The organism is Pseudomonas sp. IT-196MI5, from assembly GCF_949767415.1.
Taxonomy (GTDB): Bacteria; Pseudomonadota; Gammaproteobacteria; order Pseudomonadales; family Pseudomonadaceae; genus Aquipseudomonas.
This window is the reverse complement of the sequence record NZ_CATKPZ010000008.1, coordinates 1-14,301: the sequence shown is the minus strand read 5'-3', so window position 1 is coordinate 14,301 and position 14,301 is coordinate 1. Positions and strand designations below refer to the sequence as shown.

Here is a 14,301-nt window from a genome sequence, read left to right as displayed (position 1 = left end):
ATGAGCCTGAACAAGAGCAACTTTTCGACCCAAGTGATCCACGCTGGCGAACAGTCGACCTATGCCGACAACACCATCTTCCCGGCGATCGTCACCTCCAGTTCGTTCATCAAGCGCAGCCTTGACGACAACCCGGACTACGCCTACGGACGAGTGGGTAACCCAACCCGACATGCCTATGAGAGCTGCATTGCGCAGTTGGAGCATGGCTTTGGAGCCGTGGCCTGCGCTTCGGGTCTGGCTGCGACTGCCACCGTGCTTGAGCTTTTGCCCAAGGACTCCCATGTAATCGTGATGGCGGGCGTCTACGGGGGCACCTTCCGCCTGATGGAAGACTACCGCAGCAAGACGTCCGGGCTCACCACCACTTACGTCGACCTCAATGACCTTGAGGCACTGGCCGCCAGTCGCCGCGACAACACCCGGCTGATCTGGATCGAGACACCGACCAACCCTCTGCTGCAGCTGGTGGACATCCCGTGCGTGACAGAGTTTGCCCGTGCCCGCGGCATCCTGACTTGCGTCGACAACACCTTCTGCTCACCCTGGAACCAGCGTCCGATCGAGCACGGCGTCGACCTGGTGATGCACTCAGCGAGTAAATACATTGGTGGGCACTCCGACCTGATCGGTGGAGTCGTGGTGGCAGCCGATGAGCAACTGTTCACCCGCCTGCGCGGCATCAGCATGGCCATTGGAGCAGTCCAGGGACCGTTCGACTGCTACCTCGCACTGCGTGGGCTCAAGACCCTCGACGTGCGCATGGAGCGCCAGTGCAGCAATGCGCTACAGATCGCTCGCTATCTCAACCAGCACCCGCAGGTAGAGGCGGTGTACTACCCCGGACTGGAAAGCCATCCGCAGCACGAACTGTGCAAACGCCAGATGCGTTCTGGCGGCGCAGTGGTCTCGTTGAAGTTGAAGGCCAATCGCAAGGCGATAGCACCCTTCATCGAAAAGCTGTCGATCTTTGTATTGGCCGATTCCCTGGGCGGAGTCGAGAGCATGATCAACCACTCCTACAGCATGTCGCACAACTCGTTGAGCCATGAACAGAAAATCAGCCTGGGCATCAGCGAGAACCTGATCCGACTCTCCATCGGCCTGGAACATGTCGACGATCTGATCGCCGATTTGAATGCGGGCTTTGTGCGGCTACCCACGACCAACGTCGAATAACAGAAATTCCCACTCCACCCACAAGAGGGTATCGAGGTCCATTGCACTGACGTTTCATGAAAACTGGCGTTCCGTTTATCAAACAATAAGGTCTATAAAATGCAAACGAACCGCATGCTCAAGAAACACTGGAAAACCGCAGTACTGGCACTGACGCTGGCAACCAGCTTCTCTGCCGCAGCTGATCAACTCAGCGATATCAAGGCCAAGGGGGAGTTAGTCTGTGGTGTACTCGGCACCGACGAGCCGTTCAGCTACATCAAGGACCCAGCGTCTCGCGCGATCGTCGGTTACGACGTCGACATGTGCAACGCCATTGCCGCGACCATCGGGGTCAAACCGGTACTCAAGCAATTGACCGTCGCCGCACGTATTCCTGAATTACAACAAGGCCGTGTCGATCTTCTGGCTGCCTCCCTGACGCATAACAAAGAACGGGAAGCATTGATCAACTTCTCCCTTTCGACCTTCATCACGGGTCAGAAAGTCATGGTCAAGACTGACAGTGGCGTCAATCAACTCGACCAACTGGACGGCAAGAAAATCTTGACGATCAAAGGCTCCACCATGGAGCAGAGCATCCGCGCGAAGATCGCTGACGCCCAGATCGTATCGTTCGACAGCAACCCTCAAGCCCTGCTTGCGTTGCAACAGGGCAAAGGACTGGGTTACGCCAACGATGAGACCTCATTGGCCGGCAACTTCGCCAAGCTGGGTGATGCGGCAAAAGATTTTCGGATTCTCCCAACGCCCCTGTCCACCGAGCATATTGCGCTGGGCCTGAGAAAAGAAGAACGCGCCTTCCAGGAGCAGGTGAACAAGACGCTGCGCGATCTGGAGTCGTCTGGCAAGGCTGAGACGCTCTTCACCAAATGGTTTGGTCCTGAGACCAACATGAAATTTGCCAGCCGCTCATTCAAGATCGAAACCGACCAAATCAACTAACTTCATTGAGGGCCCGACCTTTGGGTCGGGCCACGGGACTGGTTATGAATACGTTTGATTTATCGGTTGTGCTCTCCGGGCAGTATCACGACTGGCTCATCAGTGGCTTCCTGCTGTCCATCCAACTCGCATTGATCTCGTTGGCCATTGCCCTACCGCTGGCAATCGTCATCGCTGTATTGCGAATGGCCCCTTACGCTGCACTCCGGGCAATCGCGATCACTTATGTGGAAGCCATACGCAACGTCCCGCTGCTGGCACACATGCTGTTCTGGTATTTCGGGGCACCGGAGCTGCTGCCAACCCCCATCAAGACATGGATCTACGAACACAATATCGAAGCGGTCAGCGCGGTTATCGCTCTGGTGCTCTACACGGCAGCCTACATGTCCGAGGACATCCGCAGCGGCTTGCGTTCCATTCCCAAGGAGCAAATGGAGGCCGGCAGAACCCTGGGCTTTGGCTTCCTCAGCACCATGCGTCTGGTCATCCTCCCGCAGTCACTACGGGTGACAGTGCCACCGCTGATTAGCCAGACACTTAACCTGTGGAAGAACACCAGCATCGCCATGGTGATCGGCGTCGCTGAAATGATGTATCAGGCCCAGCAGGTGGAAAGCTCCACATTCCGGGGTTTCGAATCGTACGCCGTTACCACGGCAGGTTATGTCGGCGTCTCGATCATCATCACGCTGCTGTCCAGTTGGTACCAGCAACGCTATCCCGTCCGGAGTGCCTGACGATGCTCGATATCATCCAAAACTACGGGCTTTTCTACCTGATTGGCCAGTACCCGAACGGCCCCTTGGGCGGCTTGGCGATGACGCTGATCCTGGCAGCGTTGGCCTTGGTATTGGCTTTCCCTGTTGGGGTGCTGCTCGCACTCTGTCGCATCAGTCCTTACCGACCGTTGCGTCTGCCGGTCACGGGGCTTGTGTACGTACTGCGCGGAACGCCATTGCTGATGGTGATTTTCTGGGCCTATTTCCTTCTGCCAACCCTGACCGGTCAACGCACCGATCAATTTGGCACCATGTTGGCTGCCCTGGTGATTTTTGATGGGGTCTACCTCGCAGAAATCATTCGCGCAGGCATTCTTGGATTGCCTCGCGGGCAAATGGAAAGCTCCCGTTCACTCGGCTTTTCGTACCTGGCCACAATGCGCCTGGTCATCATGCCCCAGGCCTTTCGCAACATGCTGCCCTCACTGGTGAATCAGTTTGTCTCCACCATCAAGGAGACCTCGCTGGGTTATATCATCAGCCTCTCGGAAGTGTCCTTCGTCGCCTCGCAGATCAGTGCTCAGTTGCTCACCAAGCCGGTCCAGGTCTATGCCGTGCTCGGTCTCACTTACTTCGTCATGTGCTTCAGCTTGTCTCGCTTCGCCTTCTGGCTGGAAAGACGTCTCGCTGTTCGAACTGCAGAGGTTTAACCCCATGATCAAACTGAAAAACGTTAACAAGTGGTACGGCAGTTACCATGCCCTGGATGACATCAACGAAACCGTCGCCAAGGGTGAAGTGGTCGTGGTCTGCGGTCCGTCAGGCTCCGGCAAGTCGACGATGATTCGCACACTCAATCGGCTGGAAGCCATCCAGAGCGGGAATATCTTTATCGATGGCGTGGATATCCATGATCGCTCCGTCAGCGTGAACGCCTTGCGCAGCGGTATTGGCTTCGTGTTCCAGCAGTTCAATCTGTTTCCCCACCTCACCGTTCTTGAGAACTGCACGCTGGCACCGCGTCGCCTGCGCAAGCTGGGCGCCAAGGAAGCGGACGATCTGGCCATGAGCTTGCTGGACCGCGTAGGGCTGGCCCACAAGGCATGCGCTTACCCATCCGAGTTATCGGGTGGTCAGCAACAGCGCGTAGCCATCGCCAGGGCATTGGCAATGAACCCACCGGTGATGCTGTTCGATGAACCCACTTCCGCGTTGGACCCGGAGATGGTCGGCGAAGTGCTTCAAGCGATGAAAAGCCTGGCCAAGGAAGGCATGACCATGGTGTGCGTCACCCATGAGATGGGTTTCGCGCGTGAAGTGGCCGATCGAGTGATCTTCATGGATCAAGGCAAGGTGCTCGAACGAGCGACGCCCGAGTCTTTCTTCCAGCGCCCTGAACACCCTCGCGCCCAGCGATTCCTGTCCGATATCCGCTCGCCCTGGGCCGAGAGTGGTATGCCGCAAGCCTGCTGAATGGAGTACAGGGGGCAGTCTCGATGGCCACCCCCTTGAGAATGGAGGCAATGACCATGCAATTTGATGTCGAGTCGTTCTTCGACGCCGAGAGCTGTACCTACAGTTACCTGGTCATCGACCCGGTGACCCGGCACTGCGCGATCATCGATCCGGTGCTCGACTACGATGCCGCCGCCGCGCGTATCTCGTATTCAAGTGTCGAGCGCCTTATCGAGCATGTGCGCGCCAACGCGCTAACGCTGGAGTGGATTCTGGAAACCCATGTGCATGCCGACCACCTCTCGGCTGCCCGTTACCTCAAGCGTCAACTGGGTGGACAGATCGGCATTGGCGACCGTATTCCTCAGGTGCAGAAGGCCTTTGCCAGGCTGTTCGACGCCGACGATGACTGGTGCCCGGACGGCAGCCAGTTCGATCGATTGTTCGTCGACAACGAAACATTCCATGTCGGCGCCTTGGCCGTCAGTGTGCTGCACACGCCTGGCCATACCCCGGCCTGCGTGACGTACCTTATCGAAGATGCCGCTTTCGTCGGTGACACGTTGTTCATGCCCGATTGCGGCACCGCCCGCTGCGATTTTCCTGGCGGTGACGCACACCAGTTGTACCACTCGATTGGCCGGCTGTTCCAGCTACCGGGCAGCACGCGGCTGTTCATGTGCCACGACTACAAAGCGCCCGGCCGCGACGCCTACTGTTACCAGAGCACGGTGGACGAGGAGCGCGCGCACAACATCCATATCGGCAAGGGCATCGCCGAGGCTGATTTCGTTGCTCTGCGCTCGACGCGCGACAAGACCCTGAATCAGCCCAGGCTGCTGCTGCCGTCAGTGCAGATCAACATGCGAGCCGGTGAGACACCTGCGGCCAGGGCCAATGGCATCAGTTATTTGAAGATACCGCTCAATATGTTCTGAACACCTTGATTGAGTTCAGGCAGAGCGAAATGGATAACCTCTTTACGAGTCTAAATGGCATGCAAATCACCACTCACAGCAAAAACTTTGCAACAACCGGTCAATTAACCCCAGAAGATTTGAACGAAGCCGCCAATCTGGGTTTTCGCTCAATCATCTGTAACCGACCGGATTGTGAAGGTGGCGCGGATCAACCTGCCAGCGCGGCCATACACGCCGAAGCCAAACGGCTAGACCTTGAGTTTGCTTATTTCCCGGTTCAGCCCGATACCATCAGTGAAAACGATGTACGGCATTTTGCCGACTTGCTGGACATCCTGCCTGCACCGGTATTGGCTTTTTGTCGTACCGGTAATCGCTCTACCAAGCTTTACCAAAAAGCGTCGGCGTGTGCCGCGCGAAGTGAAGTTGCCACAAAATGCCCCGATATCACTGCCGACGTCGTGGTCATTGGTGGCGGGTCGGCAGGCATCGGTGTCGTGGCAAGCCTGCTCAAGCGTGCACCCGATCTGCAGATCACGCTCATCGAACCCAATGATCAGCACTACTACCAGCCGGCCTGGACGCTGGTCGGTGGGGGCGCTTATGACGCGCGCAAGACTGTCAGACCCATGTCGCAGGTCATCCCCCGTGGCGTAACCTGGATCAAGGCGGCAGTGGTCAAGGCCCTGCCCGAAGGAAAACGTCTAGAGCTGAATAACGGCAAAAGCGTCGCTTATCGAAATCTCATCGTCTGCCCGGGACTGCGGCTGGCCTGGGAGAAAATCGAAGGGCTGGAAGAAACCCTGGGCAAGAACGGGGTGACTTCCAACTACCGCTATGATCTGTGTGCCTACACCTGGCAACTGGTGCAGGGACTACGCAAAGGCAAGGCCCTCTTTTCCCAGCCTGGGATGCCGATCAAATGTGCTGGCGCCCCGCAGAAGGCCCTGTACCTTTCCTGCGATCATTGGCAAAAGTCAGGTGTTCTGCAGAACATGCAGGTCGAGTTCAATCTCGCTGGCGCAGTGCTGTTCGGTGTACCGGCCTTCGTTCCTCCCCTGATGAAATACATCGAGAAGTATCAAGCACACTTGGTATTCGGCTCGAACCTGGTGAAAGTTGACGGCCCGAGCCGGACAGCCTGGTTTGAAAGCAAGGACGAACACGGCGCAGTCATTCGCCAGGCCAAGACCTTCGACATGCTCCATGTCGTCCCCGCGCAGGTCGCCCCTGACTTCATCCGCACCAGCCCTCTGGCGGACGACGCCGGTTGGTGTGAAGTGGATCCGGGGACGCTGCAACACAGCCGCTATCCGGACGTGTTTGCGCTCGGTGATGTCTGCTCCACCAGTAACGCCAAGACCGCTGCCGCTGCGCGCAAACAAATCGTTGTCGTCGCCGAGAACCTCATGGCAGCACGTGGCAACCGGCCCATGCCCTTGTGCTACGACGGCTATGGGTCATGCCCGTTGACTGTCGAAAAAGGCAAAGTCGTGCTGGCAGAGTTCGGCTACGGCGGGAAACTGCTGCCCACATTCCCCCTGGACGCAACGGTCGCCCGAAAAAGTGCATGGTTCCTCAAGGCTCGGCTCCTGCCTTGGTTCTATTGGAACGGCATGCTCAAAGGCCGTGAGTGGTTGACCAGCCTCTCCAAGGTTGAGTGAGGCGCGAGCATGCTATTGAGTGGAATATTCGGGATTGCCATCGGCATCATTCTCGGCCTTACCGGTGCGGGGGGTGGAATTTTGGCCGTGCCGGCACTCGTGATCGGCCTGGGGTGGTCAATGACTGAGTCTGCTCCCGCTGCGCTGTTCGCCGTCAGCGCAGCGGCAGCTGTAGGGGCTGTGGATGGTCTGAGGAAAGGTCTGGTACGTTATCGGGCTGCCCTGCTGATGGCATTGTTGGGAGCCGCGTTTTCGCGCCTGGGCGTGCATTTTGCCCATCTGCTGCCCGACACCGTACTGACGTCGATGTTCAGCATGGTTATGGTCATTGTGGCGATACGCATGATTCGGCAGGCGAGCGGCATCTCGGCCAAGGCCGCCGACAATCAGCAGTGCTGGCAAGAAAAGAATTGCATGATCAACCCTCAAACCGGCCGACTGCGCTGGACACCGAAATGCTCAGCCAGCCTTGCCGTCGTTGGCTCACTTTCTGGACTGCTTACCGGGATGCTTGGTGTAGGAGGGGGGTTCTTGATCGTGCCTGCTTTTCAACAGCTTTCAGACATCCGCATGCATGGCATCGTCGCGACTTCACTTATGACTATCGCCCTGATCTCGGCTATCGCGGTGACAGGCGCAATTCACGCAGGAGCCCACATAACGGTCACGGGCGGCGTTTTTATCGCTGCGAGTATGAGCGGAATGCTATTGGGAAGACTCCTCTCACCCAGGATTCCCGCCAAATCGATACAACTGGGTTTTTCCGCCGTATGCCTGGTGGTTGCAGGCTACCTGATGCTCAAAACCTGGGACTGAGCATAGGGGCGTCGACCTGACCGGCCCCCGCCATTCTCTTGTCCAGGGCACTGGCAAGACTCAACGCCTCAACACTCAATGCCTTGCAAAAGGCGTCAACGAAAACTGAGGAGGGTCGAAAATCAGGCCTTATCAGCATGACTCGGTAGGGAATGGACACGTTGATTGGTCGAATGACCAATCCTCTGCCTGACTCTTGCTCGGCGCTCAATGGGTTGATGATTGCCACGCCCAATTGTTGCCTGACCATGGCACAGACCGACGCAGCATTGGTGGTTTCGATCACGGTATGCCGATCGACACCTGCGTGACGAAAGTGCTGATCGAGCTTTTGACGGTAAATGTCCAGGCCCGACAGGTTGATGAAATTGACACCGCGAAAGTCCTCCATTGCCAGCAGCGACCTGGACAGCAAAGGATGCCCCTCTGGCAGTATGCAGACCATGTCGGCACAAAAGAGCATTTCCCCTCGGGTGCCTCTTGGCACATGTTCACTTTCGGTCAAGCCAAGGTCGTGACGCTGTGCGCTGAGAGACTCCTCGAGCAAGGGCGATTCCTGCGCGGTGATACTCAAGCCTATGCCCGAATGCTGCTGATGAAACTGCTTGCAAACGTTGGGCAATAGCGTCTGAGAAAACAGCGGCAGGCAGGTGATGCTGAGTTGCCCATGTTCGAAACGACGGATCGATTGCGCAACGCTATTGATTCGTTCCAACCCGATATATGAGCGTTCGACCTCTTCGAGCAACATTATTGCCTGAGCCGTCGGTACCAACCTGCCGCCCTCCCGATCAAACAGACGTAAACCCGAAAGGCTTTCAAGCCGGGCCAGTTCCCGGCTGAGCGTCGGTTGGGAGGTCAACAATAAGCGCGCCGCTCCCGTGACGCTGCCTGCTTGCATGATCGCTCGGAAAACTTCGATATGCCGCAACGAGACTTTCATACCCCAACCTTCATGATCGCTTGAAGCCCATATCAAAACTGAATTGATAACTAAAAAGAAGATATTTTATTGAATGCCCTGCAATCGGCATGATGGTCGCCACTCTCTAGATCAGATCGACTATCTTTATGCCCAGTCAGCCCGTCTTCCAGCAGTTAGCCGCTATTGCCACTGAACATGGCACCCCGTTCTGGTGTTATGACGCACAGACCATCAAGGCACGTGTCGATCAACTGGCGTGCTTCGAGACCGTACGATTCGCACAAAAAGCCAGCTCCAACCTGCACATCCTGCGCTTGATACGAGAGCAAGGTGTTCGGGTCGATGCCGTCTCGCTGGGTGAAATCGAGCGGGCACTGCTGGCAGGTTTCAGCCCGGCCGGCACACCAGCGGGCATCGTTTTTACGTGTGATCTGTTCGACGAGGCTACATTGCGCCGCGTGGTCGAGCTGAATATCGAGGTCAATACCGGTTCGATCGACATGCTCCGCCAATTGGGAGAACGCTCCTCGGGCCATCGCGTCTGGCTGCGGATCAACCCCGGGTTCGGGCACGGTCACAGCCGCAAGACCAATACCGGTGGGGAAAACAGCAAGCATGGCATCTGGCATGACCAGGTTCACGAAGCGCTCGACGTCATTCGGCAGTGCGGGCTGAAGCTGGTGGGATTGCATATGCATATCGGCTCGGGCGTGGATTACGCACATCTGGAGCAAGTGGGCTGTGCAATGGTCTCGGCCGTGAAAATGCTCGACCATGATATCGAAGCGTTTTCTATTGGTGGCGGGCTTTCCACCCCCTACCGCGAGGGCGATGAGCCGGTGGACATCCAGCGTTACGCCAACGCATGGCATCAGGCCAGGCTGGACATCGAGGCGTTTCTCGGTCATCCGGTGCGGATGGAAATCGAACCCGGCCGGTTTTTGGTTGCCGAGTCAGGTTGTCTGGTGACGGAAGTTCGCACGGTCAAAAAAGTGGGTCGCCGGAACTTCATCCTGGTGAACGCCGGCTTCAATGACCTGATGCGCCCGGCCCTCTATGGCGCCTATCACCACATGACCTTGCTGGACGCCGAGGGTACCCCCGTCAATCGCGTTGAATACGACTACGTGGTGGGCGGCCCGCTGTGTGAATCCGGCGATATCTTTACGCAGGATGAAGACGGTGTGACGCCCCGTTTGTTGCCCGAGGCGCAGGTTGGCGACTTGCTGATCATGCACGATACGGGCGCGTACGGCGCCTCTATGTCATCCAATTACAACAGCCGCCCCCTGTTGCCGGAAGTGTTGATCGAGCAAGGGCAAGCCAGATTGATTAGACGCCCACAGCCATTGTCGGACTTGCTGGCCTTGGAGTTGGGGCTTTAAGGAGCAGGGGGCGAGCGTAGAAACCGAGTGATGAAGTGGGCCTTCAAGCGTTCAATGGGGGCCATTCATGCTGGATGAACCACGCGTCAGACGTTTGAGCGCGAGGACCATCAGGCCCCCGTTTTGAGGGGTGAGCCAGCGCCTTCGAGCGACCCTGCGGTTGCTCGAAGGCGCTCTGGTTACTTCAGGTTGCCGCTGAGGAACTGCTGCAGACGCTCACTTTTAGGGTTGCCCAATACGTCCTCGGGTGCACCCTGTTCTTCGACCCGCCCCTGGTGCAGGAACAGCACCTGGTTCGACACTTTGCGCGCAAAGCTCATTTCGTGGGTCACCATGATCATGGTGCGGCCTTCTTCGGCCAGGCCCTGGATCACTTTGAGCACTTCGCCCACCAGTTCCGGGTCCAGGGCCGAGGTCGGCTCGTCGAACAGCATGATCTCCGGTTCCATGCTCAGGGCACGGGCAATGGCGACCCGTTGCTGCTGACCACCCGAGAGAAACGCCGGGTATTGGTCGGCCACCCGTGCCGGCAGACCGACCTTGTCCAGGTAGCGCCGGGCGCGATCCTCTGCGTCCTTCTTGCTGACGCCCAGCACCCGGCGTGGGGCCATGGTGATGTTCTCGAGCACGGTCATGTGGCTCCACAGGTTGAAGTGCTGGAACACCATCGCCAGGCGAGTGCGGATGCGTTGCAGTTCATTGGCGTCGGCCACGCGCATGCCGTGGCGGTCATGGACCATTTGAATCGGCTGGTTGTCCAGGCTCATGGCGCCGTCATTGGGCGTTTCCAGGAAGTTGATGCAACGCAGAAAGGTGCTCTTGCCCGAACCACTGGCGCCAATCAGGCTGATCACATCGCCGGTCTTGGCGTTTAGCGAAACGCCCTTGAGGACTTCATGGTTGCCATAACTTTTGTGCAGGTTTTCAACGGTCAGTTTGTACATGAACAAGCATCCTGAATTAGTGAGCCGGGCCGAGGAAAGACAACCAACGGCGTTCAGCCAGGCGGAACAGGCCGACCAGAGAGAATGTGACTGCCAGATAGATCAACGCGGCGATGCCGAACGACTGGAAGGTCAGGAAGGTCGCCGAGTTGGCGTCCCGCGCGACTTTCAGGATGTCCGGGATGGTCGCGGTGAACGCCACGGTGGTCGAGTGCAGCATCAGGATCACTTCGTTGCTGTAGTACGGCAACGAGCGACGCAAGGCCGACGGCATGATCACGTAGGCATACAGCTTCCAGCCGGTCAGTCCGTAAGCCTTGGCCGCTTCGACTTCACCGTGGGCCATGCTGCGGATTGCCCCGGCGAAAATCTCCGTGGTGTAGGCGCAGGTGTTCAGGGCGAAGGCCAGGATGGTGCAGTTCATCGCATCGCGAAAGAACGCATCCAGCACGGGCTGAGCACGCACCGCGGCCAGGCTGTAAATGCCGGTGTAACAGATCAGCAACTGGATATACAGCGGCGTACCGCGGAACAGATAGGTGTAGAACTGCACCGGCCAGCGTACCCAGACATTGCTCGAGACCCGGGCAATCGACAGCGGGATCGACATCACGAAGCCGAAGAAGATCGAGGCACTGAGCAGCCAGAGGGTCATGGCCAGCCCGGTGATGTGAGTGCCGTCCTGGAACAGGAAAGGTTTCCAGTATTCCTGCAGTAGCTCGATCATCGCACGGCCTCCCGGGTGCCTGCGGCGTAGAAGATTTCCATCCGGCGCAAGACGTAGTTCGAAACGGTGGTGATCACCAGATAGATCAAGGCGGCCAGAATCAGGAAGAAGAACAGCTGATAGGAGCTCTTGCCCGCGTCCTGGGCCACCTTGACCAGATCGGCCAGGCCAATGATCGACACCAGCGCGGTGGCCTTGAGGATCACCATCCAGTTATTACCGATGCCCGGCAGGGCAAAACGCATCATTTGCGGGAACACCACCAGGCGAAAGCGCTGAGCGCGGGTCAGGCCGTAGGCGGTAGCCGCTTCCATCTGCCCACGCGGCACGGCAAGGATGGCGCCACGGAAGGTTTCGGTGAAATAAGCCCCGTAGATGAAGCCCAGGGTGATGACCCCGGCGCTAAAGGGATTGATTTCGATGTATTCCCATTCCATGAAATCGGTAAACGAGGTCAGCCAGGTTTGCAGGCTGTAGAAGATCAGCAGCATCAGCACCAGGTCCGGCACCCCGCGGATCAGTGTGGTGTAGGCCTGCGCAGGGACGCGCAGCAGTGCCGATTTCGAAAGCTTGGCGCTGGCGCCGATCAGGCCCAGGCCAACGCTCACCAGCAAGCACAGAAAGGATAATTTGACAGTCATCCAGGAGCCTTGCAGCAACAGCGGGCCGAAGCCTTTAAGGCTGAAGCCTGACAGCCCCAGAATCGTTAAGAGGTTTTCTAGCATTGGGCAGCCCTACATCGATCAAAAAAGTGCCCATCCGGAAATGGGCGCAGGGTCATTATTTGCCGCTGTAGAGATTCAGGTCGCCAAAGTGCTTCTGCTGGACGGCCGCATAGGTGCCATTGTCGTGCAGTGCCTGGATACCTTTGTTCAGCAAGGCCTGGAGCTCGGCGTTGCCTTTGGTCAGGCCCACGGCGGTTTTGGCTGGCAGCAGGGGGCTTTCGACCGGCTCGCTGACTTGGAAGTCTGCGCCTGGTGGCGACTTCAGGAAGCCCAGTTCGGCTTGCAGCATGTCCTGGATCCCTGCATCGAGACGTCCGGAGATCAGGTCTGCGTACACCTGGTCCTGGTTGGCGTAGGCCTGGGTCTCTACCCCGGCCTTGTCCAGCACGGCCTTGGCGTAGGCTTCCTGGATGGAGCCTTGCTCGTAGCCGACTTTCTTGCCCTTGAGGGAGGCCGGGTCGGTGCCGATGGTCACGCCTTTCTTGAATACCAGCGCGGTCGGGCCAGAGAACAGCTCGTTTGAGAAGTCGATGACTTTCTCACGTGCTGGCGTGACGGTCATGGAAGAGATCACGCCGTCGAACTTGTTGGCCTTGAGGCCGGGAATCATGCCGTCGAAGTCGCTTTCGACCCACTTGCACTTGACCTTCAGCTGCGCGCAGATCGCGTTACCCAGATCGATATCGAAACCCACCAGGCTGCCATCGGCGGCCTTGGATTCGAACGGTGCATAAGAGGGGTCGACGCCAAAGCGCAACTCCTTGTACTCCTTGGCCAGCGCAGAACCGGCAGCCACACACAAAGCCAATGCAGAAAGGGTGAGCAACGCTTTTTTCATTATTTTATTCCCTGGGGCCATCGAAAGCGCTTGTGACGCAAGAGCGCATGTACTGCTGGCACAATGTCTTATGCACACGCAGATACTTGTACAGACAAGCATATGCAATCACCCGGCCAATTCACGGATTGGGTGTTTGAGAAAGCGCGTGCAGGGCTCTAGGGTGGGCTTTACAGGCAGGTGCGCGCAGGGGGGGAGGTAGCCTGCGAAGCTGTTACCAAAGCCGGTTTTTACACACGACTGGGGTATGCGGTAACAAAATGTGAGATTGAGGACACCGATTTCCCCGGCTCAATCCTTGATGCGCCAGCGGCATCGACGGTCAGAACGACGGAGTGTCATCGCAGGCATTGAGTGGTCATGTGTGCGACGGGTTCGAACCGGGGGAGCATGAAGCTATTAGTTGGAAATATCGGCTTGTTTAATGGTGAGTGAGGAAATGTCGGCAATGTATTTGATAATGGCTGTATATGGACGAGCACAGCCAGTGTTAAGCTCCAGCTCCACCTGTAAGTTGACGAAGTGTGCGCCTTTATCTTTCTAAAAGTATTTTATAGGTCTCCTGCATGACTGAAGCAACAAATGTGCGCAACCAACTGAGTTAACATGGTAATAATCTAGAGCTACTTTGGAGTCTGGAAATTCATGGAAGGGCCAGGATCGGGTACGTGGTTATGCAACAATAATGAATATAATCCTGCAGATTAATGAATTGCTGCAGCGAAAGTATATAAATAAAAAAGTTGGCGGTCCTCCCCCGAATCAACCAGGCAAGGGCAGAAATCGAGCCCGGAACGCAAAGCATGGCCGACAGGTTGAAAGTGCCGGATTGAAATGGACGCGCGGTGTGAACTGATAAATTGTTCAGCACCTCCTTGAGTTACCTTTTCTAGGCTATGGTTAGTTGGGGTTGAGGTACTGATTGATGCCCGGGGGGGCGCCATCGACCACTTAATCAAAAGTGGTGTCTATCAAGGTTGATTTATGAACATCAGAACAGCGATCTTGCCTGCCTTTACGTTTTTTACCTTATGCTGCCAGCAGGCGTATGCGGGC

The 14,301-nt window shown here is 57.1% G+C and carries 14 protein-coding genes and 1 pseudogene; 10 read left to right on the top strand and 5 right to left on the bottom strand.

What is annotated here, in order from left to right:
- From ACM6IK_RS05490 to ACM6IK_RS05450, 9 genes and pseudogenes are all read left to right on the top strand, one after another.
- Positions 1–1,179, top strand: a complete 1,179-nt coding sequence (locus tag ACM6IK_RS05490) for a trans-sulfuration enzyme family protein (protein ID WP_414873485.1) — start codon at positions 1–3, stop codon at positions 1,177–1,179.
- A 114-nt stretch (positions 1,180–1,293) separates the two neighbouring features.
- Complete coding sequence (locus ACM6IK_RS05485) at positions 1,294–2,124, top strand: ABC transporter substrate-binding protein (RefSeq protein ID WP_414873484.1); 831 nt, start codon at positions 1,294–1,296, stop codon at positions 2,122–2,124.
- Positions 2,125–2,168: 44 nt separating this feature from the next.
- Positions 2,169–2,864: an amino acid ABC transporter permease gene (locus ACM6IK_RS05480; protein ID WP_414873483.1), complete on the top strand. Its 696-nt coding sequence runs from the start codon at positions 2,169–2,171 to the stop codon at positions 2,862–2,864.
- Positions 2,865–2,866: 2 nt separating this feature from the next.
- Positions 2,867–3,556 carry an amino acid ABC transporter permease gene (locus ACM6IK_RS05475; protein ID WP_414873482.1) on the top strand — a complete coding sequence of 230 codons (690 nt, stop codon included), beginning with the start codon at positions 2,867–2,869 and terminating at the stop codon, positions 3,554–3,556.
- Positions 3,557–3,560: 4 nt separating this feature from the next.
- Positions 3,561–4,319 carry an amino acid ABC transporter ATP-binding protein gene (locus ACM6IK_RS05470; protein ID WP_414873481.1) on the top strand — a complete coding sequence of 253 codons (759 nt, stop codon included), beginning with the start codon at positions 3,561–3,563 and terminating at the stop codon, positions 4,317–4,319.
- A gap of 56 nt (positions 4,320–4,375) precedes the next feature.
- Positions 4,376–5,239 carry an MBL fold metallo-hydrolase gene (locus ACM6IK_RS05465; protein WP_414873480.1) on the top strand — a complete coding sequence of 288 codons (864 nt, stop codon included), beginning with the start codon at positions 4,376–4,378 and terminating at the stop codon, positions 5,237–5,239.
- 29 nt (positions 5,240–5,268) lie between these two features.
- A pseudogene (locus ACM6IK_RS05460) lies at positions 5,269–5,616 on the top strand (TIGR01244 family sulfur transferase); the annotation flags it as partial.
- A gap of 51 nt (positions 5,617–5,667) precedes the next feature.
- Entirely contained in the window at positions 5,668–6,885 is a 1,218-nt protein-coding gene (locus ACM6IK_RS05455) for an FAD-dependent oxidoreductase (protein WP_414873591.1), read from the top strand.
- Positions 6,886–6,894: 9 nt separating this feature from the next.
- On the top strand, positions 6,895–7,701 hold the full coding sequence (locus ACM6IK_RS05450; RefSeq protein WP_414873479.1) for a sulfite exporter TauE/SafE family protein: 807 nt from the start codon (positions 6,895–6,897) through the stop codon (positions 7,699–7,701).
- Here the strand turns inward: ACM6IK_RS05450 and ACM6IK_RS05445 are convergent.
- The gene (locus tag ACM6IK_RS05445) at positions 7,685–8,644 is read right to left on the bottom strand and encodes a LysR family transcriptional regulator (protein WP_414873478.1); all 960 of its coding nucleotides are present in this window, start codon (positions 8,642–8,644) and stop codon (positions 7,685–7,687) included. The two genes, ACM6IK_RS05450 and ACM6IK_RS05445, sit on opposite strands and share 17 nt — an antisense overlap.
- 128 nt (positions 8,645–8,772) lie before the next feature.
- Here ACM6IK_RS05445 and lysA point away from each other — a divergent pair, with 128 nt between their 5' ends.
- Complete coding sequence (gene lysA, locus ACM6IK_RS05440) at positions 8,773–10,011, top strand: diaminopimelate decarboxylase (protein ID WP_414873477.1); 1,239 nt, start codon at positions 8,773–8,775, stop codon at positions 10,009–10,011.
- Positions 10,012–10,190: 179 nt separating this feature from the next.
- Here the strand turns inward: lysA and ACM6IK_RS05435 are convergent, their stop codons facing one another.
- From ACM6IK_RS05435 to ACM6IK_RS05420, 4 genes are read right to left on the bottom strand one after another with little or no spacing between them, the layout of a single operon-like run.
- Complete coding sequence (locus tag ACM6IK_RS05435; protein WP_046031503.1) at positions 10,191–10,955, bottom strand: ABC transporter ATP-binding protein; 765 nt, start codon at positions 10,953–10,955, stop codon at positions 10,191–10,193.
- Between the two features lie 16 nt (positions 10,956–10,971).
- Positions 10,972–11,682 carry an ABC transporter permease gene (locus tag ACM6IK_RS05430; RefSeq protein ID WP_108217649.1) on the bottom strand — a complete coding sequence of 237 codons (711 nt, stop codon included), beginning with the start codon at positions 11,680–11,682 and terminating at the stop codon, positions 10,972–10,974.
- A complete protein-coding gene (locus ACM6IK_RS05425) occupies positions 11,679–12,407 on the bottom strand; it encodes an ABC transporter permease (RefSeq protein WP_414873476.1) in 729 nt (242 codons plus the stop codon). The genes ACM6IK_RS05430 and ACM6IK_RS05425 overlap by 4 nt, the downstream gene beginning before the upstream one ends.
- 55 nt (positions 12,408–12,462) lie before the next feature.
- Complete coding sequence (locus tag ACM6IK_RS05420) at positions 12,463–13,245, bottom strand: transporter substrate-binding domain-containing protein (protein WP_414873475.1); 783 nt, start codon at positions 13,243–13,245, stop codon at positions 12,463–12,465.
- Positions 13,246–14,301: the final 1,056 nt, after the last annotated feature.